The sequence below is a fragment of the Pseudomonas sp. Pmew2 genome, assembly GCF_058129885.1.
The window spans coordinates 4,380,875-4,400,413 of record NZ_CM176702.1 but is presented as its reverse complement, the minus strand read 5'-3'; the positions used below and the strand labels follow the sequence as shown (position 1 = coordinate 4,400,413).

General features: G+C 60.6%; 20 protein-coding genes, 1 pseudogene and 1 riboswitch. Of the genes and pseudogenes, 17 read left to right on the top strand and 4 right to left on the bottom strand.

The features are described from left to right. The first annotated feature begins 25 nt into the window (after positions 1 to 25). Positions 26 to 748 carry a C40 family peptidase gene (locus tag AC4ANK_RS20210; protein WP_002554605.1) on the top strand — a complete coding sequence of 241 codons (723 nt, stop codon included), beginning with the start codon at positions 26 to 28 and terminating at the stop codon, positions 746 to 748. Between the two features lie 90 nt (positions 749 to 838). Next, positions 839 to 1,384: a C40 family peptidase gene (locus tag AC4ANK_RS20205; RefSeq protein ID WP_002554604.1), complete on the top strand. Its 546-nt coding sequence runs from the start codon at positions 839 to 841 to the stop codon at positions 1,382 to 1,384. Between the two features lie 307 nt (positions 1,385 to 1,691). Here the strand turns inward: AC4ANK_RS20205 and AC4ANK_RS20200 are convergent, their stop codons facing one another. After that, on the bottom strand, positions 1,692 to 3,020 hold the full coding sequence (locus AC4ANK_RS20200) for a PQQ-dependent sugar dehydrogenase (protein WP_002554603.1): 1,329 nt from the start codon (positions 3,018 to 3,020) through the stop codon (positions 1,692 to 1,694). Between the two features lie 119 nt (positions 3,021 to 3,139). Beyond that, positions 3,140 to 3,353: riboswitch (cobalamin riboswitch) on the top strand. A 91-nt stretch (positions 3,354 to 3,444) separates the two neighbouring features. On the opposite strand from AC4ANK_RS20200, the gene cobO reads away from it, so the two are divergent. The 12 genes and pseudogenes from cobO (at position 3,445) to AC4ANK_RS20140 (ending at position 14,295) form a co-directional block, all read left to right on the top strand. Then, positions 3,445 to 4,056, top strand: a complete 612-nt coding sequence (gene cobO / locus AC4ANK_RS20195) for a cob(I)yrinic acid a,c-diamide adenosyltransferase (protein WP_002554602.1) — start codon at positions 3,445 to 3,447, stop codon at positions 4,054 to 4,056. Positions 4,057 to 4,095: 39 nt separating this feature from the next. Next, positions 4,096 to 5,391 (top strand): cobyrinic acid a,c-diamide synthase CobB, encoded by a 1,296-nt coding sequence (locus tag AC4ANK_RS20190; RefSeq protein WP_002554601.1) that lies wholly within the window; start codon positions 4,096 to 4,098, stop codon positions 5,389 to 5,391. Then, positions 5,388 to 6,038 carry a 5,6-dimethylbenzimidazole synthase gene (gene bluB / locus AC4ANK_RS20185; RefSeq protein WP_002554600.1) on the top strand — a complete coding sequence of 217 codons (651 nt, stop codon included), beginning with the start codon at positions 5,388 to 5,390 and terminating at the stop codon, positions 6,036 to 6,038. Before AC4ANK_RS20190 ends, bluB begins: the two co-directional genes overlap by 4 nt. Next, positions 6,035 to 6,943: an adenosylcobinamide-phosphate synthase CbiB gene (gene cbiB, locus AC4ANK_RS20180; RefSeq protein WP_002554599.1), complete on the top strand. Its 909-nt coding sequence runs from the start codon at positions 6,035 to 6,037 to the stop codon at positions 6,941 to 6,943. Before bluB ends, cbiB begins: the two co-directional genes overlap by 4 nt. Next, a complete protein-coding gene (gene cobD / locus AC4ANK_RS20175) occupies positions 6,936 to 7,940 on the top strand; it encodes a threonine-phosphate decarboxylase CobD (RefSeq protein WP_031596369.1) in 1,005 nt (334 codons plus the stop codon). Before cbiB ends, cobD begins: the two co-directional genes overlap by 8 nt. After that, a complete protein-coding gene (locus AC4ANK_RS20170) occupies positions 7,937 to 9,397 on the top strand; it encodes a cobyric acid synthase (RefSeq protein ID WP_460384690.1) in 1,461 nt (486 codons plus the stop codon). The genes cobD and AC4ANK_RS20170 overlap by 4 nt, the downstream gene beginning before the upstream one ends. After that, entirely contained in the window at positions 9,398 to 9,919 is a 522-nt protein-coding gene (gene cobU, locus AC4ANK_RS20165) for a bifunctional adenosylcobinamide kinase/adenosylcobinamide-phosphate guanylyltransferase (protein WP_002554596.1), read from the top strand. Further along, on the top strand, positions 9,916 to 10,968 hold the full coding sequence (gene cobT, locus AC4ANK_RS20160; RefSeq protein ID WP_002554595.1) for a nicotinate-nucleotide--dimethylbenzimidazole phosphoribosyltransferase: 1,053 nt from the start codon (positions 9,916 to 9,918) through the stop codon (positions 10,966 to 10,968). Before cobU ends, cobT begins: the two co-directional genes overlap by 4 nt. Further along, positions 10,965 to 11,537, top strand: coding sequence for an alpha-ribazole phosphatase family protein (gene cobC, locus AC4ANK_RS20155; RefSeq protein ID WP_002554594.1), 573 nt, complete (start codon positions 10,965 to 10,967; stop codon positions 11,535 to 11,537). Before cobT ends, cobC begins: the two co-directional genes overlap by 4 nt. A gap of 1 nt (position 11,538) precedes the next feature. After that, entirely contained in the window at positions 11,539 to 12,270 is a 732-nt protein-coding gene (locus AC4ANK_RS20150) for an adenosylcobinamide-GDP ribazoletransferase (protein WP_460384692.1), read from the top strand. A 96-nt stretch (positions 12,271 to 12,366) separates the two neighbouring features. Then, entirely contained in the window at positions 12,367 to 13,575 is a 1,209-nt protein-coding gene (locus AC4ANK_RS20145; protein WP_002554592.1) for an MFS transporter, read from the top strand. A 170-nt stretch (positions 13,576 to 13,745) separates the two neighbouring features. Continuing rightward, positions 13,746 to 14,295: pseudogene (locus tag AC4ANK_RS20140) on the top strand (glutathione peroxidase). Positions 14,296 to 14,571: 276 nt separating this feature from the next. Here AC4ANK_RS20140 and AC4ANK_RS20135 read toward each other — a convergent pair. The 3 genes from AC4ANK_RS20135 to AC4ANK_RS20125 all read right to left on the bottom strand — a co-directional run bounded on the left by AC4ANK_RS20135 (position 14,572) and on the right by AC4ANK_RS20125 (position 17,102). Next, positions 14,572 to 15,855, bottom strand: coding sequence for an OmpP1/FadL family transporter (locus AC4ANK_RS20135; RefSeq protein ID WP_002554589.1), 1,284 nt, complete (start codon positions 15,853 to 15,855; stop codon positions 14,572 to 14,574). Positions 15,856 to 16,097: 242 nt separating this feature from the next. Beyond that, positions 16,098 to 16,316, bottom strand: coding sequence for a hypothetical protein (locus AC4ANK_RS20130; protein WP_002554588.1), 219 nt, complete (start codon positions 16,314 to 16,316; stop codon positions 16,098 to 16,100). A 480-nt stretch (positions 16,317 to 16,796) separates the two neighbouring features. Beyond that, complete coding sequence (locus tag AC4ANK_RS20125; protein WP_002554587.1) at positions 16,797 to 17,102, bottom strand: hypothetical protein; 306 nt, start codon at positions 17,100 to 17,102, stop codon at positions 16,797 to 16,799. Between the two features lie 329 nt (positions 17,103 to 17,431). Between AC4ANK_RS20125 and AC4ANK_RS20120 the strand changes: the two genes are divergently transcribed. From AC4ANK_RS20120 to AC4ANK_RS20110, 3 genes are all read left to right on the top strand, one after another. Next, positions 17,432 to 17,566 carry a hypothetical protein gene (locus AC4ANK_RS20120; protein WP_256461760.1) on the top strand — a complete coding sequence of 45 codons (135 nt, stop codon included), beginning with the start codon at positions 17,432 to 17,434 and terminating at the stop codon, positions 17,564 to 17,566. A 282-nt stretch (positions 17,567 to 17,848) separates the two neighbouring features. Then, positions 17,849 to 19,213, top strand: coding sequence for a DNA recombination protein RmuC (locus tag AC4ANK_RS20115; protein ID WP_162836993.1), 1,365 nt, complete (start codon positions 17,849 to 17,851; stop codon positions 19,211 to 19,213). Positions 19,214 to 19,411: 198 nt separating this feature from the next. Continuing rightward, the gene (locus AC4ANK_RS20110) at positions 19,412 to 19,534 is read left to right on the top strand and encodes a PA1414 family protein (RefSeq protein WP_101165338.1); all 123 of its coding nucleotides are present in this window, start codon (positions 19,412 to 19,414) and stop codon (positions 19,532 to 19,534) included. Positions 19,535 to 19,539: the final 5 nt, after the last annotated feature.

Below are 19,539 nucleotides of genomic sequence, written 5' to 3'. Positions count from 1 at the left end.
TAACTAGTCAGCCACGGTTGTGCCCATGCAGGTTGTTCGCTTCGCACCCCTCGTGCCTCTCGCACTCGTTACATTCCTCTTCGGTTGCTCGGCCAATATGCCGGTCGCACAGCAAGAACAGGCTCAGCCCGTTGCTCGTTATCAGAGCGCGGCAAACGCTCAGTCCGCAGCACGTCGCGCCGACGCCGCAGCCTTGCAGGACGAGATTGCCACCGAAGACGAGCTTGCTCACTTCGCCGACAACAAGTCCTACCAGCTGCCGGTTCTGGCCGACAGCATCCTGGAACGTGGCAAGTCCCTGATCGGCACTCGTTACAAGTTCGGCGGCACATCGACTTCCTCGGGTTTCGATTGCAGCGGCTTCATTGGTTACCTGTTTCGCGAAGAGGCTGGCATGAGCCTGCCGCGCTCCACGCGTGAAATGATCAACGTTGACGCACCGCTGGTATCGCGTAAAAACCTTCAGCCTGGCGATGTGCTGTTCTTCAGTACCCGTGGCCGTGGTCGCGTAAGCCATGCAGCGATCTACGCCGGTAACCAGCAGTTCATTCACTCCAGCAGCCGTCGCAGTGGCGGTGTACGCATCGACAGCCTCGATGACGCCTACTGGAGCAAGACCTTTATCGAGGCCAAGCGGCCTCTGGCAATGGCGCCAGGTACAGTCGCTGTGAAGTCGACGCCTGATGCCACGCAGACAACGGCGATGACTTCGACTACAGTCAAGACCGCGCCAAAGCGGCGTAAATAAAATAGAACGCGCAGAACAAGACCTTCGGGTCTTTCTGCGTTTTTGAGCTTCTCGGCAGCGTAAGCCGCATCCGGATAGGTTGTTGTGGTTATGTCGATTGCGTTGCGCCTGATAGTCATCTCTGTTGCTGCGTTACTGGGTGCCTGCGCCAGTGCGCCGCCACCGCCCAAAGCTCCCCGGGTCGTTCAGCGTCCGGTGGTCACTGCTCCCCCTCAGATTCTTTCTCCGGCTGCCGAAGACGTGCTGTTTCGTGCGTTGGGACTGGTTGGCACGCCTTATCGCTGGGGTGGCAACACGCCTGACTCCGGTTTTGATTGCAGCGGTCTTATAGGTTATGTCTATCGTGATGCCGCGGGCATTTCCCTGCCGCGTTCCACGCGCGAGATGATCGTGATGGGTGCGCCGAATATCCGTCGCGAGCAATTGCAGTCAGGAGATCTGGTGTTCTTCGCCACCTCGGGCGGCTCGCAGGTGTCCCACGCGGGCATCTACGTCGGCGAAGGCCGCTTCGTACATGCCCCGGCCAGCGGCGGCACGGTCAAGCTCGACAGCCTCGACAAGCCTTACTGGCAGAAAGCCTACCTCAACGCCAAGCGCGTCATTCAGCCGTCCAGTCTGGCGCAGATTTGGCCATAGCGCGTCGCCTGCTCGCGGTCTGACCAGAAATTATCGTGCGACGCTCCGCGTCGCATGCCTTTCCGGACGCTCTGCGTTCTCTTGCGACGCAGAGCGTCGAGACCTGCATTCCCACGCTGGAGCGTGCGGAACGATAACTCGACTACCGTACTGCGCTCTGCGTCGACATGCCTTTCCAGGCGTGCGGAACGATCATCGCAACTATCGTGCGACGCAGAGCGTCGAGAACTGCATTACCACGCTGGAGCGTGCGGAACGATAACTCAACTAACGTACGACGCTCTGCGTCAACCCTCTACGCTCGGCGTTATTGAGCTGCCTTGGCCGAGGTCACGCGCCAGATTTTGTTGCCGACATCGTCTGCCACCAGCAAGCCGCCGCGCTGATCATTGACCACGCCAACCGGGCGGCCCATGGCTTTTTCGTCTTTGTTGAGGAAACCGGTCAGCACATCGACTGGAGCGCCGTTGGGCTTGCCGCCGCTGAAGGGCACGAACACCACTTTATAGCCGCTGTGCGGTTTGCGGTTCCATGAGCCGTGCTGGCCAATGAACAGGCCTTCGTTGAACGGCGCCGCCAGCGTCTTGCCATCGGCGAATACCAACCCTAACGAGGCCGTATGCGGGCCGACTGCGTAATCCGGTGCGATGGCCTTGGCGACCAGTGCCGGGTTCTGCGGTTTGACGCGCTCGTCGACATGCTGGCCGTAGTAGCTGTAGGGCCAGCCGTAGAAAGCGCCATCCTGCACCGAGGTCACGTAGTCTGGCACCAGGTCGCTGCCGATTTCGTCACGCTCGTTGACCGCCGTCCACAGCTTGCCGGTTTTGGGTTCCCAGTCCATGCCGTTGGGGTTGCGAAGGCCCGAGGCGAAAATGCGGTGGTTGCCGGTGGCAGCGTCCACTTCCCAGATGGCTGCACGACCTTCTTCCTTGTCCATGCCGTTCTCGGCCACGTTGCTGTTGGAGCCCACTGTGACGTACAGCTTGCTGCCATCCTTGCTGGCAATGACGTTTTTGGTCCAGTGGTGGTTGAGCGTGCCGCCCGGCAGATCGACCACTTTGGTCGGCTGCGCGCTGATCGAGGTCTGGCCCGCTTCATACGGGAAGCTGATCAGGCGGTCGGTGTCGGCGACATAGAGCTTGTTGCCCACTAGCGTCATGCCAAACGGCGAATTGAGGTTTTGCAGGAACACGGTGCGGGTCTCTGCGACGCCGTCCTTGTCCACGTCGCGCAGCAGAGTAATGCGGTTGGCGCTTGGCACGCCCGCACCGGCGCGGCCCATGACTTTTTCCATTACCCAGCCGCGAATACCTTTGGAATCATCCGGTTTGGCCGGGGAATTGGTTTCCGCCACCAGCACGTCGCCATTGGGCAATACATACAGCCAGCGCGGGTGGTCCAGGTTTTCGGCGAACGCTGCCACCTGTGTGCCCGGCGCGGCGACCGGTTTTGCGCCTTTTTCCCAGCCTACGGCAGGGGCGATGTTGACGGTCGGGATCAGCGTCTTGTTAGGCTCCGGCAGTTTGGGCGATGGGCCTGTTCCATCCGAGACTTGCAGGGTCGAAGACTCGCCGCAGGCAGCGAGGCCACCGGCAACCAGAAGCAACACTGCGTAGTGGAGTCTGAGTCTGAACATGGTGAATCTCCATAAACAAGGGCGTGGTCCGATAATTGATAGAGGCACTGCGAACCGTCTGGGTTCAATCACGTTTCACAGCGTCGGTGTCGATTGACGCTCCCAGCCCAACCCTCTACCCTTCGCGGTTTGTTTCAGGTGCTCTGCAATCCTTGATTGGCAGGGTGAAACAGGGAAGCCGGTGTGGATCAATCGATCCGATCCCGGCGCTGCCCCCGCAACGGTAAATGAGTCAAGGCTGTGCCTGACGCCACTGTGTTTCGACATGGGAAGGCGCGCAGCCGGGGTAACCCGCTCATGAGCCCGGAGACCGGCCTGAACCACTCAATGGCATCACGGAGGGTGATGCTCTGTGCAGGCCGTTGCCGTGCTGTCCAGTGCTGTCCTTCCGTCTGTTGTCGACTGCCACGAGCGGAGAACCCGGATGAACGAATCCCCCGAACGCGACGAACGCCATCTGGCGCGCATGCTGCGCAAGAAAGCCGTGATGGACGAGCGCATTGCCAGCTCACCCAACGAGTGCGGCCTGCTGCTGGTCTTGACCGGCAACGGCAAAGGCAAGAGCAGCTCGGCATTCGGCATGCTTGCCAGGGCCATGGGCCACGACATGCAGTGCGGCGTGGTGCAGTTCATCAAGGGCCGCAACAGCACTGGCGAAGAAATGTTTTTCCGCCGTTTCCCCGAGCAGGTGCGCTATCACGTGATGGGCGAGGGCTTCACCTGGGAAACCCAGGATCGCCAGCGTGACATTGCCGCTGCCGAAGCCGCCTGGGCCGTGTCTCGGGAAATGCTTCGCGACCCGGCCATTGGTCTGGTGGTGCTCGACGAACTGAACATTGCCCTCAAGCATGGTTACCTCGACCTTGAACAAGTGCTGAGTGACCTGCAGGCCCGCCCACCTATGCAGCATGTGCTGGTGACCGGCCGCGGTGCCAAACCCGAATTGATCGACCTGGCTGATACGGTTTCCGATATCGGCGTGGTCAAGCACGCGTTTCAGGCCGGTATCCGGGCGCAGAAAGGTATCGAGCTGTGAATAATCCTTTATTGGGCGCACTGCAATGAGAGCACTGCAATGAGAGCTCCGCGCGATTGCCCGGCGGTTTTGATCGCCGCGCCTGCCTCCGGGCAAGGTAAGACTACCGTCACCGCGGCACTGGCACGTTTGCACCGCAACCAGGGCCGCAAGGTCCGGGTGTTCAAGTGCGGGCCGGATTTTCTCGACCCGATGATTCTTGAGCGGGCCAGCGGCGCACCGGTCTACCAGCTGGACATGTGGATGGTCGGTGCCGACGAAAGCCGTCGCCTGTTGTGGGAAGCCGCAGATGAGGCAGACCTGATCCTGATCGAAGGCGTCATGGGGTTGTTCGACGGCACACCGTCCAGCGCTGATCTGGCCCGCCACTTTGGCGTACCGGTGTTGGGGGTGATCGACGGCACGGCTATGGCGCAGACGTTTGGCGCGCTGGCGCTCGGGCTGGCGCGTTATCAGCCGGATCTGCCGTTTGCCGGCGTGCTGGCCAATCGGGTTGGCACGGTACGCCACGCGCAGTTGCTGGAAAACAGTCTGACCGAAGGCCTGCGCTGGTATGGCGCACTGTCCCGGGAAGTCGGTTTCGAATTGCCCAGCCGCCATCTGGGGCTGGTCCAGGCCAGCGAACTCAATGATCTGGATGTGCGGCTGGACATGGCTGCCGCCGCGCTGGCCAGCACCTGCGAAGTGGCCTTGCCGCCAGCCGTAACCTTTACCGCGCCCGACCCGGTTCAGGTCGAGCCGTTGCTCAGCGGTGTGCGCATCGCCATTGCCCGCGACGAGGCCTTTGCCTTTCTGTACGGCGCAAGCCTGGACCTGCTGCGAAACATGGGCGCAGAGCTGAGTTTCTTCTCGCCGATCCATGACCGCGAGCTGCCCGACGCCGACAGCCTGTACCTGCCGGGTGGCTACCCGGAGTTGCACCACGTTGCTTTGGCGGAAAACCTGACGATGCAGGCATCGATCAGGGCGCACCATATCGCTGGCAAGCCGATTCTGGCCGAGTGCGGCGGCATGCTTTATTTACTCGAAGCCCTGAGCGATGTGGAGGGCGTGCGCGCCGAACTGGTCGGCTTGCTGTCCGGTGAGGCGGTCATGCAGAAGCGTCTGGCGGCGCTGGCCTTGCAAGCGGTTGAATTGCCCGAGGGCACGCTGCACGGTCACACGTATCACCATTCGCTGACCAGCACCGAGTTGCAGCCGATTGCCCGTGGCGTCAGCCCCAACGGCGGGCGTGGCGCAGAGGCAGTCTACCGCCTGGGTCGTCTGACCGCGTCCTACGTGCATTTCTATTTCCCTTCCTGCCCTCAGGCGATTGCGGCGCTGTTCAAACCATGACCGAACAAGCGTTCAGCCCTGAAGAGCGGGCTGCGGTGTACCGGGCCATCGCCGAGCGTCGCGACATGCGCCACTTCGTCGGCGGCACGGTGGCGCCCGAGTTGCTGGCGCGCTTGCTGGAAGCCGCACACCAGGCACCCAGTGTCGGGCTGATGCAGCCGTGGCGCTTCATTCGCATCAGCGATCCGGCGTTGCGCGGAAAAATGCAGGCGCATGTAGAAGAAGAACGTATCCGCACTGCCCAGGCGTTGGGCGAGCGCACCGACGAGTTCATGAAGCTCAAGGTCGAAGGCATCAACGACTGCGCAGAAGTGCTGGTCGCCGCGCTGATGGAAGGGCGTGAGCAACACATTTTCGGGCGTCGCACCTTGCCCGAAATGGACATGGCATCGCTGTCCTGCGCGATCCAGAACCTGTGGCTGGCATCGCGTGCAGAAGGCCTGGGCATGGGCTGGGTGTCGCTGTTCGACCCCGAGGCATTGGCCGAACTGCTGGGCATGCCTGACGGCGCGAAGCCGCTGGCGATCATTTGCCTGGGGCCGGTCAAGGAGTTCTATCCTGCGCCAATGCTGGTGATGGAAGGCTGGGCGCAGGCGCGTCCGCTGCACGAGCTGCTGTACGAGAATCAATGGGGAGTGAGTCAATGAGTGTGGCGCTGTTGAGCGTCGCCGGTGTGGCGCTGGACGCGTTGCTCGGTGAACCAAAACGATGGCATCCGCTGGTGGCGTTCGGGCGTTTTGCCAGCCGTGTCGAGCAGCGTTTCAACAGCGGTGGCCGTGGCTGGCGCAGTCATGGCGTTACCGCCTGGGTTATCACCGTAGTGCCGTTGACGCTGCTGGCCACGCTACTGAGCTGGTTGCCCGGTATTGGCTGGCTGGTCGAGATTCTGGCGCTGTATGGCGCGCTGGGCATGCGCAGCCTGGGCGAACATGTTCAGCCGGTGGCGCAAGCGTTGCGCAGTGACGATCTGGTCGAGGCACGCCAGCGGGTCGGTTATCTGGTCAGTCGCCAGACCAGCGAACTGGATGCCACCGAAGTGGCTCGCGCGGCTACCGAATCAGTGCTGGAGAACGGCAGTGATGCGGTGTTCGCCGCGCTGTTCTGGTTTGTCGTGGCCGGTGCGCCCGGCGTGGTGCTGTACCGGCTGAGCAACACGCTGGACGCCATGTGGGGCTACCGCAACGAGCGCTTCGAGCGTTTCGGCTGGGCTGCGGCGAAGATCGACGATCTGCTCAACTACCTTCCTGCACGCCTTGTGGCATTGACTTACGCCTTGCTGGGCAAGACCCGGCTGGCGCTGCGCTGCTGGCGTAAGCAGGCCCCGGCCTGGGACAGTCCGAATGCAGGTCCGGTGATGGCCGCTGGCGCGGGTGCGCTGGGTGTCGAACTGGGTGGGGCGGCGATCTATCACGGCGAGCTGCATCAGCGTCCGCAATTGGGTGAAGGTGCACCTGCCGATGCAGACTCCATTGATCGCGGCTGGCAACTGGTGCAGCGCGGCGTCTGGTTGTGGTTGCTGGTCATATGCGTGGTAGCTGAATTCTATGCTTGAGCACGGCGGTCGGTTGCGCGCCGCAGCGCAGCATTACGGTATCGAACTGGCTGACTGGCTGGACCTGTCCACGGGCATCGCGCCCTGGTCGTGGCCCATCCCGGAGATTCCGACGCGTGCCTGGGCGCGGTTGCCCGAGACCGACGATGGCCTGGAATCGGCGGCCTGCCGCTATTACGGCGTACCTCGCTTATTGCCGGTGTCCGGCTCACAGGCTGCGATTCAAGCGTTACCGCGGGTACGCAGCGGAGGTCGGGTTGGCGTGCTGTCGCCCTGCTACGCCGAGCATGCACATGCATGGCGCAAGAACGGCTTCGTGGTCCGCGAGGTAGGCGAGCAGGAGGTCGAATACTTTCTCGACTCTCTTGATGTGCTGGTGGTGGTCAACCCGAACAATCCGACCGGCCTGCACCTGAGCGCCGAGCGCCTGCTGGAATGGCATGCACGACTGGCCGAGCGCGGTGGCTGGCTGGTCGTCGATGAAGCGTTTATGGATAACACGCCGGGCCTTAGCCTGGCTGCCGAAACGTGGCGCACCGGGCTGATTGTGCTGCGCTCGTTCGGCAAGTTTTTTGGCCTGGCCGGTGTCAGGCTCGGTTTTGTCATGGCCGAGCGGGTATTGCTGAGGATGCTGGCGCAGGAAATCGGCCCATGGTCGGTCAGTGGGCCAACCCGGATCATCGGTCAGGTGTGCCTCAATGATCAGGAAGGGCAGGCCCGTCAGCGTGAACGCAGCGAGCAGGCTCGCGAGCGTCTGGTGGCCTTGCTTGACCAGTACGGTCTGAGCCCGCAGGGCGGCTGTGCGCTGTTTCAGTGGCGCATGACCCCTGAAGCGCAAACGCTCTATGAGTTTTGTGCGCAGCGTGGCGTGCTGTTGCGCCTGTTCAAAGGTGACACCCCCGAGTCGTCCAGCCTGCGCTTCGGTCTGCCCCGCGACGAGGCCGACTGGCTGCGTTTGCACACTGTTCTGCTTGAATACCGCAAGGAATACCCATGACCACGCTGATGGTACAAGGCACCACCTCCGACGCCGGCAAAAGCACACTGGTGACGGCACTGTGCCGCTGGCTGACCCGACAGGGCGTCAAGGTCGTGCCATTCAAACCGCAGAACATGGCGCTCAACAGCGCTGTAACGGCGGACGGCGGCGAGATCGGCCGCGCCCAGGCGGTGCAGGCGCAGGCGTGCTTTCTGGAGCCGCACACTGACATGAACCCGGTGCTGCTCAAGCCCAACAGTGATACGGGTGCGCAGGTGATCATTCACGGCCGTGCGGTCACCACCATGAACGCGGTGGCTTATCACGGCTACAAAGAGATCGCCATGCAGGAGGTGCTGGAATCCCATCGGCGCCTGGGTGAAAGATACCCGGTGATCGTGGTCGAGGGCGCGGGCTCTCCGGCCGAGATCAACCTGCGCGCCAACGATATCGCCAACATGGGCTTTGCCGAGGCGGTCGACTGCCCGGTGCTATTGATTGCCGACATCAATCGCGGCGGGGTGTTTGCCCATCTGGTCGGCACGCTGGAGTTGCTGTCGCCCAGCGAACAGGCGCGGGTCAAGGGGTTCATCATCAACCGTTTTCGCGGCGACATCGCCTTGCTGCAACCGGGCCTGGACTGGCTGGAAGCACGCACCGGCAAGCCGGTGGTTGGCGTGCTGCCCTACGTGATGGACCTGCACCTGGAAGCCGAAGACGGCCTGGACCAGCGTCAGACCGACAAGGTCGAGCATGTGCTGAACGTGGTGGTGCCAGTGCTACCGCGCATCAGTAACCACACCGATTTCGACCCGCTGCGCCTGCACCCTCAGGTCAATCTGCAGTTCATCGGTCCCGGCCAGGCGATTCCTCCTGCTGACCTGATCATTCTGCCCGGCTCGAAAAGCGTGCGCAGCGATCTGAACTACCTGCGCAGCCATGGCTGGGACACCGCCATCGAGCGGCATTTGCGTTATGGCGGCAAGCTGATGGGGATCTGCGGCGGCCTGCAAATGCTCGGTGAGCAGGTGCACGATCCTCTCGGGCTGGAAGGCGCAGCCGGGTCCAGCGCCGGGTTTGGCCTAATGGCAATGAGCACGGTGCTGGAAGCGGAAAAGCAACTGCGCAATGTGCGCGGTCGTCTGACCCTGGAAGACGCCGAGGTCAGCGGCTACGAAATTCATGCCGGGGTAACGACAGGGCCGGCGCTGGAGCAGGCTGCCGTGCAACTGGACGACGGGCGTTGCGATGGCGCGCAGAGTGTCGACGGGCAGGTGCTCGGGACTTACCTGCACGGCCTGTTCGAATCACCTGCGGCCTGTAGCGCGTTACTGCGCTGGGCGGGGTTGGCGAACGTGCAGTCCGTCGACTATCACGCCCTGCGCGAGCGCGACATAGAACGTCTGGCGGACCTGGTGGAAAAACACCTGGACGGCCCATTGCTTCGCGAACTGTGTGGCCTGGAGGCGAACTGAATGCTGCAATTGATCCTCGGCGGCGCGCGTTCCGGCAAGAGTCGCCTGGCGGAAAAACTGGCCGCCGACAGCACGCTGAAGGTGACCTACATCGCCACCAGTCAGCCTCTCGATGGCGAAATGAATCAGCGTGTTGCGAGCCATCGCGCACGCCGTCCCGAGCACTGGGGGTTGGTCGAAGAGCCGATCGAGCTGGCGCGGGTGCTGCGCGAAAATGCGGCGCCCGATTGCTGCCTGCTAGTCGATTGCCTGACCCTCTGGCTGACCAATCTGCTGATGCTCGACAACCCCGAGCGCCTGCTTCAAGAACGTGAATCCCTGCTCGACAGCCTTGCCGGGCTGCTGGGTGAAATCATTTTTGTCAGCAACGAAACCGGGCTTGGCGTCGTGCCGCTCGGCGAACTGACCCGTCGCTATGTCGATGAAGCCGGCCTGTTGCATCAGGCGCTGGCCGAGCGTTGCCAGCGTGTCGTGTTGACCGTTGCCGGCTTGCCCCTGACGTTGAAAGGAACCGCGCTATGAGTAATTCCTGGTGGCTCAAGCCTGCACAGGCCATTGATGTACCGATGCGCGAGGCGGCACTGGCCCGTCAGCAACAGTTGACCAAGCCGGCGGGTTCGCTGGCACAACTGGAGCGTCTGGCGGTACAGCTTGCCAGCCTGCAAGGGCGCGAGCGTCCGGCTGCCGACAAATTGTGGATCGCGATCTTTGCCGGCGATCATGGTGTGGTGGCCGAAGGTGTATCGGCCTATCCACAGGAAGTCACCGGCCAGATGCTGCATAACTTCGTCAACGGTGGCGCAGCGATCAGCGTGCTGGCGCGCCAGCTCTCGGCGCAGCTGGACGTGGTGGATCTGGGTACCGTGGCGCCTCTGGATTTGCCGGGCGTGCGTCATTTGCGCATCGGCGCGGGCACCGCCAATTTCGCCCACGGGCCAGCCATGAGCGCCGAACAGGGGCTTGCTGCTCTACAGGCCGGGCGCGACAGCGTGTTGCGCGCCAAGGCGGTCGGCACCGAGCTGTTTATCGGTGGCGAGATGGGCATCGGCAATACCACGGCGGCCAGCGCCGTCGCCTGCTCGGTGCTGGAATGTGCCGCGCCGTTGCTGGTCGGTCCCGGCACCGGGCTGAACGCCGAGGGCATCGAGCACAAGACCCGTGTCATCGAACGCGCACTGGCGCTGCATGCCGAGCAGGCCGGCGACCCGCTACACAGCCTGTTCTGCCTGGGTGGTTTCGAGATTGCCGCGCTGACCGGCGCTTATCTGGCCTGTGCGCAGGAAGGCATCGTGGCGCTGGTCGACGGTTTCATTTGCAGCGTGGCCGCCCTGGTGGCGGTGCGCCTGAATCCGTCTTGCCGCAACTGGCTGTTGTTCGGCCACCGTGGCGCCGAACCGGGCCACCGGCACTTGCTGGAAACGCTACAGGCCGAACCGCTGCTGGACCTCGGCTTGCGTCTGGGCGAGGGCAGTGGCGCAGCGTTGGCGGTGCCGTTGGTGCGTCTGGCCTGCGAGCTGCACAACGGCATGGCAACGTTTGCCGAAGCGGCAGTGGCGGATCGCCCCGCATGACCTTGCGTCTGGACTTGCTGCGTCATGGCGAAACAGAGCTGGGCGGTGGTCTGCGCGGCAGCCTCGACGATGCTCTGACCGAACTCGGCTGGCAGCAGATGCGTGCGGCAGTGGCCAATGGCGGTCCCTGGGAACGGATTGTCAGCTCGCCTTTGCAGCGCTGTGCACGTTTTTCCGAAGAGCTGGCGCAGCGCCTGTCGCTGCCCATGCAACTGGAGCCGGGTTTACAGGAGCTGCATTTCGGCGACTGGGAAGGCCACAGCCCTGCGCAGCTTATGGAAACCGATGCCGAAGGCTTGGGCCTGTTCTGGGCCGATCCCTACGCCTTCACGCCGCCCAATGGCGAGCCAGTGATCGATTTTTCGACACGGGTGCTGAATGCGGTGGCGCGTCTGCATAAGGCGTATGCCGATGAACGCGTGTTGCTGGTCAGTCACGGTGGTGTGATGCGTCTGCTGCTGGCGCAGGCGCGTGGGCTGCCGCGCGAGCAACTGTTGCAGGTAGTGGTCGGCCATGGCGCACTGCTGTCGATTCAGGTCGCTGCTGATGGCGTAATCACGGAGGTCTGAGATGCTGCCGTTCTGGATCGCCCTGCAATTTCTCGGCAGCCTGCCGATTCGTCTGCCCGGCATGCCGCCCCCGGAAGAGCTTGGGCGTTCGTTGTTGTTCTACCCGCTGGTAGGCGTGGTGTTCGGCATGCTGCTGCTGGGTTTCAGCGCGCAACTCAGTGGTACGCCGCTCATGCTGCATGCCGCGCTGGTACTCAGCGCCTGGGTGCTGCTCAGTGGCGGCTTGCATCTGGACGGTCTGGCCGACAGTGCCGACGCCTGGCTGGGCGGTTTTGGTGATCGCGAACGTACCTTGCAGATCATGAAGGACCCGCGTAGCGGGCCGATTGCCGTGGTCACGCTGGTGCTGGTGCTGCTGCTCAAATTTGCAGCGATTCTGGCGCTGATCGAAAGTCACAGCAGTATCGGGCTGCTGTTGGCGCCGCTGATCGGACGCGCTGCCATGCTTGGGCTTTTTCTGGGAACGCCGTATGTGCGTTCCGGGGGATTGGGGCAGGCGCTCGCCGATCACCTGCCGCGTGGCCCTGGACGCAAGGTTTTGGCCGCCACTGCCATTGCGTGCGTGCTGCTCGCCGGCTGGTCAGGGGTAGCTGTATTGCTGGTCTGCGCCGTTTGTTTCTTCTGGCTGCGGCAGTTGATGATGCGCCGTCTGGGCGGCTGCACCGGCGATACGGCCGGGGCATTGCTCGAGCTGCTGGAATTGGCGGTGCTGCTGACGCTGGCGCTGCTTTGAGACCCTGCACAACGCTTTGTTGACAGCTTTTACCGGCAGCGCGTAGCTTCGCGATTCGCAGGTAAAACCATGTAACAAAGTGCAGGGAGCTTAACCATGACATCGATCTGGCGTACCAGCGGCTGGGTTCTGCTGGGCAGTGCGTTGATCCTTGCGCTTTCGCTGGGCACGCGGCACGGTTTCGGCCTGTTTCTGGCGCCCATGAGCGCGGATTTTGGCTGGGGGCGTGAGGTCTTTGCCTTTGCCATCGCCTTGCAGAACCTTATGTGGGGTCTGGCGCAGCCGTTCGCCGGGGCGCTGGCAGATCGATTTGGAGCGGCCAAAGTCGTCTTCGTTGGCGGTGTGCTGTATGCGGCAGGGCTGTTGTGCATGAGTATGGCTGATTCGTCTCTGAGTCTTTCCCTTAGTGCTGGTTTGCTGATCGGTATTGGTCTGTCCGGCACGTCTTTTTCGGTCATTCTGGGTGTCGTCGGGCGCGCGCTGCCTGCGGAAAAACGCAGCATGGGCATGGGGATCGCCAGCGCGGCGGGTTCATTCGGCCAGTTCGCCATGTTGCCCGGCACACTGGGTTTGATCAGCTGGTTGGGCTGGTCCGGTGCCTTGCTGGTGCTGGGCGTAATGGTGGCGCTGATCCTGCCCTTGGTAGGCATGCTCAAGGATACGCCGAGCGTGTCTACCGGTATCGAGCTGACGCTGGGCGAGGCGCTGCGTGAAGCCTGCTCGCATTCGGGGTTCTGGCTGCTGGCACTGGGTTTCTTCGTCTGTGGCTTTCAAGTGGTGTTCATCGGCGTGCACCTGCCAGCCTATCTGGTGGATCAACACTTGCCCGCCAAGGTCGGTACAACGGTGCTGGCCTTGATCGGGTTGTTCAATATCTTTGGCACCTACACCGCTGGCTGGTTGGGCGGGCGCATGTCCAAACCTCGACTGTTGACCGCGCTTTATCTGTTGCGCGCTGTGGTGATCGTGTTGTTTCTCTGGATTCCGCTGAGCCAGACCACTGCCTATCTGTTCGGCGTAGCAATGGGCCTGCTGTGGCTGTCGACTGTGCCGCTGACCAACGGCACGGTCGCGACACTGTTTGGTGTGCGTAACCTGTCGATGCTGGGCGGTATCGTCTTTCTGTTTCACCAGTTAGGTGCATTCCTTGGCGGCTGGCTCGGCGGGCTGGTGTATGACCGCACCGGCAACTACGACCTCGTCTGGCAAGTCTCGATACTGCTGAGTCTGCTGGCCGCCGCGTTGAACTGGCCGGTGCGTGAGCGCCCGGTGGCCAGGTTGCAGGCGCAGGGTAGCCTGGCATGAGCCGTCGCTGGCCCCTACTGGCGGCGGTGCTCGCAGGCGCGGTGTGGTCTGGTGGGCCTGGCAGCACGTTGGGCTGGCTGCGTTGCAACTGGGAATGGGCGCTTGCTAGGCAGACAGCCTGGCATGGGGTAGCGTGTCGACAAACGACAACATTATCCAGGGCCGCCATGATGAACATTCGCTTTGTTTCGATACCTCTTCTGCTGCTGGCCATGAGTGGCGCTGCAATGGCTGCCGACTGTCCGCCGCTGCTGCAGGGCGAGTTGCCCAAGCTGCGCGCCAAGGAAAACATCGACCTGTGCAAACGCTTTGCCGGCAAGCCGCTGGTGGTGGTCAACACCGCCAGTTTCTGTGGCTTTGCCCCAGTTCAAAGGGCTTGAAGAGCTGAGTCAGCGCTACAAGGGGCAGGGGCTTGAGGTGTTGGGCGTGCCGTCCAATGACTTCAAACAGGAAGCCAAGGATGGTGAGGAGACCGCCAAGGTCTGCTACGTCAATTACGGCGTGACTTTCACCATGACCGAGCCGCAGGCCGTGCGCGGCGATGATGCGACCCATTTGTTCAAGGTGCTGGCCGAGCAAAGCAGTGCGCCGCGCTGGAATTTTTACAAGTACGTGGTTGATCGCCAGGGTAAGGTCATTGCCAACTTCTCCAGCATGACCAAGCCGGATGATCCTGAGCTGATCGCAGCCATTGAAAAGGCGATTGCGTCGAAGCCTTAGGGCGGGCTTGAGTGTTGTCTGAATCTGCCTGACATCGTAGAAGCCTTGTGTGACGCTGAGCGCCACAAAGAGGACGCAGAGCGTCCAGAACTGCATGCCGACGCGGAGCGTCGGCACGATAGTCAGTCATGAGGCAGAGCATCTGTACGGTAGCCAGTCAATGACGCGGAGTATCTGTACGGCAGTCAATCAATGCGGGTCTGAGCGCACCAGGCACGCAATAAAAAGCCCGTAACCATTACTGGTTGCGGGCTTTTTTCAGCCTGGCAGTTGCTATCAGAAGCGATAGGTAACCGAAGTGCCCAGGCCGTGAGCGGTGTTGCGGTAGTCAGCGCTGTACGAACCTTTGGTCGCGCTGGAGTCGCGGATCTTGGTTTCGTCTTCACGCAGGTACGAGTACGCCACGTCGATGGTCAGGTCGTCGGTCGGGCTCCAGCCTGCGCCGAAACTGATGATCTTGCGATCGCCAGTCGGGATGCGTGGGGAGCGGTTGACGTTGTTGGTCGGCGACTGATCAACGGAGAAACCTGTGCGCAGGGTCCACTCTTTATTGACCTTGTACGAGGCACCGATGGCGTGCGCCCAGGTGTCGTGCCAGTTCTGTTCTTCGGTGATGGTGCCGATTGGGCCGGCAGAACCGCCCAGCAGAGCAGGGACGCCATCGTTGTTGACGGTGATGTCCTGCAGGCGGCTCCAGCGAGTCCAGGTACTGCCTGCGTAAACAGTCCAGTTCTCGTCGAGTTGCTGGGTGATAGAGAAGTCCACCGACTCAGGCGTGGAGATGTCCAGCGAAGCATCGTACTTCTGGCCGCCGAACGGGCCGAAGCCCGAGCCTTCGATCTTGGTCTTGCCCTTGAGCTTGTAATCGACCTTGGAGTGGTAAGTCAGGCCCAGACGAGTGGTGTCGGTAGCCTGCACCAGGATGCCGGCATTGAAGCCGATTGCGGTGTCATCGCCTTCGATCTTCACCTTGCCGTCATTACGGCCCGGTGTTGCGGCGTTCAATGTTGCCGAGGTCAGTTCACCGTCGATGCGGTTGATGGTCGGGCCGAAACCGATGGAAACCTTGTCATTGAATGCATAGCTGACAGTTGGCTGGAAGGTCACGATCTGGACGTGACTCTTGTCGCCCCAGTAGCGGCCGGCGAAGCCTTTTTCGTAATCAGTGACCAGGCCGAACGGGACGTACACGCCCAGACCAAATGCCCAGTGATCATCGATAGGTTTGACGTAATAGCCCATTGGCACGCCGACCACCGGAACCATGTCACCGTCGTTGCTGCCGCCGAATGTGCCGCGACCGTTGTCGATGTCGGTCTTGGCAATCACGGCTGCGGCGCCGACGCTGATTTGTTCGCGTTTGATTCGGGACATGCCGGCAGGGTTGCCGAATACGGTGCTTGCATCATCGGCTGACGAGGAGCGACCTGCAAAGCCTGTGCCCATGCCGCTGATGCTTTGTTCGTTTAGGGCAAAACCGGCTGCAAGCAGTTGAGAAGAAGCCAGACCCAGGGCGAGTCCAAGTGTTGTCCGGTTCAGTGTTTTTGTCATTATTTTCATTATTAGAACTCCTTGTTGTTCACCGGTCGAAAATTACCAACATTTTCGATGGCGCGCTATAGGCTGAGGAGCCCGATTTAGAGCTATTCTTGTAGGACAATCTTGATAAAGCCGTGGGAATTGCAATTTAGACGAAGTCTCAGTGCTGCACATTGGTCAATGTCGTCAATTCAATATAGAGCGGGCATAAAAAAGCCCCGCTTTGCAGGGCGGGGCTTTTGGCGAGCGGTGAATCGTTTGCGTCAGGCGATGAGTGCTTGACGAGTACGCTCGATCACGGCTTGCAGCGGTTCGGCGCTTGCGTACTGATCGGGGTACAGGCGTTCGCTGTGACGGGCGATGCCGTGTTCGTTGACGATTGTAAAACTGAAACAGCCTTTGCGAGCGGCCATGATCAGGCAGTTCATCGGGGCAAAAGCATTGGTCAATGTGTGAATTGCGTGTTGGGTTTGAGTATTCATATTCAAGGTGTTTCCTGAAACAACACGGAACAATACCGTGCATAAATAAAGATTCCAGTAAACGCGGGCCGACATTTGATACAAAAGCCTGGCTGGGCGGAGAACCTGACTGGAACAAAGACAGGCAGTTGAAGCGCGCTTTATCGTATGGCGCTCTGGCTGACCGGTAGGTACTTAGGAGGGCAGGCAACACAACAGGAGCAAAGGTTCTACGCTCCGGGTGAAGATCCTGATCAATTGCAGGCTGGTTGAAGCAGACCATGAGAGCCATGACTGCACTGTCACCCCAAATGGTGCATCAGCGCGAAAGGTTCATGTCTGGAAACCATCGAGGTGGTCGATCCCTTGTTGCCAACATTCTCGTCGCATGGAGGAGTGTCTGTCGGGGGACTTGTCGACCGGAATTGATTTTCAGCTTGGTACTAACGGTCGTCATGCTACCCGCCATTTCGAAGTATTGCAAGCGTCGGTAAATAAAATTCACCAGTGCCCGACCATACGGTAGATCAGCACGGTCACGGATGCGACCATTGAGCACCCGAGCAGGTAGGCAGCGATGGTCAGCCGCAGGGACTTGCGGCCTTCGATGGCGCGCATGATGTCGCCTGTCTTGTTGATACGTCCATTGCTCAGGTCGCTGCAGATGATCAGCAGCAGGGCAATTGCAGACAACAGCACGCTGTAGGCGAAGACGCCGCCGTCCGGCGGTGGCAGGACAATACTGGTGGCCAGGGCGACGATGCAGACGGCCATCAGCAGCAGGAAGAACTTCACTATCTCCTTCATGGGGCCTTCACTGAATCCTTGGTGGCTGATATTTGGTCTTTTTTGGCAGTGCTTGGACAGCGAGATGCATGATTTGTCGCCTGCATTGTTTTCAAGACGTCTGGTGAGGTGTGGACTGCGTCGGCGACAGGTCGATCCCAGTGGTTGAAAGGCTGCTGAAAGCCACGTATTCATTGAGAATAAGATGCAATCGAGCAACAATCATATGATGCCCGAAATGGCTGAAAAGAGCCCCGGCAGGGAGTTGTGCACATTAGCTGAACAAGCTGCCATATCACTGTCACAAGCGTTGCTAAGAGTTTGATTTATGATGGTGAATTATTAAGTCAATGAAAAACATCGTTTTTTTAGTTGGTGAAAAAATCGTCAGTTTGAGCGCAGGCCGCATCCTGCTTGCGTTTGCGGAAGTTAAAGGGGGGTTGTCCACTGAGTTATCCACAGCTTCTGTGGATTGTCCCGGCTGAAATGTCCCCGAAATGGGGGCTGTGCGCGTTGCTGAAAGCGCGTATAATCCTTTCCCCCGATTTGCCCCCGCCTGTTGATCTTGCCTCGCCCTAGACGACGTTTCTGCTGCACTATCACGCGCTTACCCACACTGCCGCTGGCGATGATTCAGCCTGCATGGAGTCTTTATGGCACTGGACCTGAACAGCCTGTTACTGGGGCTTGCTGCAGCTGCTGTGCCCTTGTTGGCATTGCTCTGGCAGTTGCAGCGTCGTCTGGCACTTCGTCAGGCCGAGAGCGCGCTGCTGGACGAGCGCCTGAGCATGGCGCAGATGGCGCAGGAAGGCCTCAATGCGCAACTGGATGCCTGCCGCGACGAGGTGAGTGACCTCAGCCAGGCCAATGCGGCCAAACAGGCCGACCTTGCAGCGCTGCGGCGCGAGGTCGAGTTGCTGCGTCAGGAAGGCGATAGCGCTCGCGAAACGGCGCATGCCTGGAATCATGAACGTGCCGGCAGAGAAGCCGAGTTGCGTCGTCTGGATGCGCAGTGCGCGGCATTGAATGCCGAGTTGCGTGAACAGCAGGACAGCCATCAGCAGCGCCTGAATGATCTGCAGGGTTCCCGGGATGAGCTGCGCGCGCAGTTCGCCGAGTTGGCAGGCAAGATCTTTGATGAGCGTGAGCAGCGTTTTGCCGAAACCAGCCAGCAGCAACTGGGGCAATTGCTCACACCGCTCAAGGAGCGCATCCAGTCGTTCGAAAAGCGCGTCGAGGAAAGTTATCAGAACGAAGCCCGCGAACGTTTTTCGCTGGCGAAGGAGCTGGAGCGTCTGCAGCAGTTGAATCAACGTTTGAGCGATGAAGCCACCAACCTGACGCGCGCCTTGAAAGGGCAGAAGACCCAGGGTAACTGGGGTGAACTGATTCTTGAGCGGGTGCTGGAGCATGCCGGGCTTGAAAAGGGCCGTGAATACCAGACGCAAATAAGCCTCAAGGGGCCGGATGGCGAGCGCTTTCAGCCTGATGTGCTGATCATGCTGCCCGGTGACAAACAAGTGGTGGTCGATGCCAAGGTCAGCCTGACGGCTTATCAGCAGTACGTATCGGCTGATGACGACGTTATCGGTCAGGCTGCGCTCAAGCAACATGTGCTGTCGCTGCGCAATCACGTCAAAGGCCTCTCGGGCAAGGATTACAAGCGTCTTGAGGGGCTTCACAGTCTGGATTTCGTTCTACTCTTCGTGCCTATCGAAGCGGCTTTTTCTGCAGCCTTGCAGGCGGAGCCGAATCTGTTTCAGGAAGCTTTTGATCGCAACATCGTGATTGTCAGCCCCACCACACTGCTGGCCACCTTGCGGGTCATCGACAGCCTGTGGAAGCAGGAACGTCAGAGCCAGAACGCGCGCGAGATTGCCGAGCGGGCAGGTTGGCTGTACGACAAGTTTGTGTTGTTCATTCAGGATCTGGACGAGGTAGGCAACCGTCTGCAGCAACTGGACAAGGCCTACTCGGCGGCGCGCAACAAGCTGACGGAGGGGCGCGGCAACCTGATAAGCCGTAGCGAGCAACTCAAGCTGCTGGGTGCGCGTGCCAGCAAGAGTCTGCCCGCGGACTTGCTCGAACGGGCTATGACTGACAATGACGGCCTGATCAGTCCGCCTGAATGATCAGTTTGGCTCGTCGGCGCAACGTTCAGTAACAGGCCGTCCGTCGCAAAGACTAGAAGCGAGCCTGTACAAATGTCACATTGGCTCTATCGGAAAATTGTTTTCCGTAGCACTCGGCTAACGGTTCATTTGCTTCTATGATCTCTAGTGAGTGATGTGTACAGATTGACTGCCGGGTATTTCCCTCAAGGGGGCTCTATGAATAGCAAACTGCAAGAATGGCTCCATGACGCAGGCGTTGCATTGGGTCTTATAGAACGACCAAAACTGCAGCCCATTCCGGTTCGTGCCGATGATGATCGTCGTCGCCAACGCCGGTAAACCTC

What these genes read in the sequence shown, in the direction of transcription:
- AC4ANK_RS20210 (WP_002554605.1), top strand. Translation starts at nt 26, where the DNA reads ATGCAGGTTGTTCGCTTCGCACCCCTCGTGCCTCTCGCACTCGTTACA.
- AC4ANK_RS20205 (WP_002554604.1), top strand. Translation starts at nt 839, where the DNA reads ATGTCGATTGCGTTGCGCCTGATAGTCATCTCTGTTGCTGCGTTACTG.
- AC4ANK_RS20200 (WP_002554603.1), bottom strand. Translation starts at nt 3,020, where the DNA reads ATGTTCAGACTCAGACTCCACTACGCAGTGTTGCTTCTGGTTGCCGGT.
- cobO (WP_002554602.1), top strand. Translation starts at nt 3,445, where the DNA reads ATGAACGAATCCCCCGAACGCGACGAACGCCATCTGGCGCGCATGCTG.
- AC4ANK_RS20190 (WP_002554601.1), top strand. Translation starts at nt 4,096, where the DNA reads ATGAGAGCTCCGCGCGATTGCCCGGCGGTTTTGATCGCCGCGCCTGCC.
- bluB (WP_002554600.1), top strand. Translation starts at nt 5,388, where the DNA reads ATGACCGAACAAGCGTTCAGCCCTGAAGAGCGGGCTGCGGTGTACCGG.
- cbiB (WP_002554599.1), top strand. Translation starts at nt 6,035, where the DNA reads ATGAGTGTGGCGCTGTTGAGCGTCGCCGGTGTGGCGCTGGACGCGTTG.
- cobD (WP_031596369.1), top strand. Translation starts at nt 6,936, where the DNA reads ATGCTTGAGCACGGCGGTCGGTTGCGCGCCGCAGCGCAGCATTACGGT.
- AC4ANK_RS20170 (WP_460384690.1), top strand. Translation starts at nt 7,937, where the DNA reads ATGACCACGCTGATGGTACAAGGCACCACCTCCGACGCCGGCAAAAGC.
- cobU (WP_002554596.1), top strand. Translation starts at nt 9,398, where the DNA reads ATGCTGCAATTGATCCTCGGCGGCGCGCGTTCCGGCAAGAGTCGCCTG.
- cobT (WP_002554595.1), top strand. Translation starts at nt 9,916, where the DNA reads ATGAGTAATTCCTGGTGGCTCAAGCCTGCACAGGCCATTGATGTACCG.
- cobC (WP_002554594.1), top strand. Translation starts at nt 10,965, where the DNA reads ATGACCTTGCGTCTGGACTTGCTGCGTCATGGCGAAACAGAGCTGGGC.
- AC4ANK_RS20150 (WP_460384692.1), top strand. Translation starts at nt 11,539, where the DNA reads ATGCTGCCGTTCTGGATCGCCCTGCAATTTCTCGGCAGCCTGCCGATT.
- AC4ANK_RS20145 (WP_002554592.1), top strand. Translation starts at nt 12,367, where the DNA reads ATGACATCGATCTGGCGTACCAGCGGCTGGGTTCTGCTGGGCAGTGCG.
- AC4ANK_RS20135 (WP_002554589.1), bottom strand. Translation starts at nt 15,855, where the DNA reads ATGAAAATAATGACAAAAACACTGAACCGGACAACACTTGGACTCGCC.
- AC4ANK_RS20130 (WP_002554588.1), bottom strand. Translation starts at nt 16,316, where the DNA reads ATGAATACTCAAACCCAACACGCAATTCACACATTGACCAATGCTTTT.
- AC4ANK_RS20125 (WP_002554587.1), bottom strand. Translation starts at nt 17,102, where the DNA reads ATGAAGGAGATAGTGAAGTTCTTCCTGCTGCTGATGGCCGTCTGCATC.
- AC4ANK_RS20120 (WP_256461760.1), top strand. Translation starts at nt 17,432, where the DNA reads ATGAAAAACATCGTTTTTTTAGTTGGTGAAAAAATCGTCAGTTTGAGC.
- AC4ANK_RS20110 (WP_101165338.1), top strand. Translation starts at nt 19,412, where the DNA reads ATGAATAGCAAACTGCAAGAATGGCTCCATGACGCAGGCGTTGCATTG.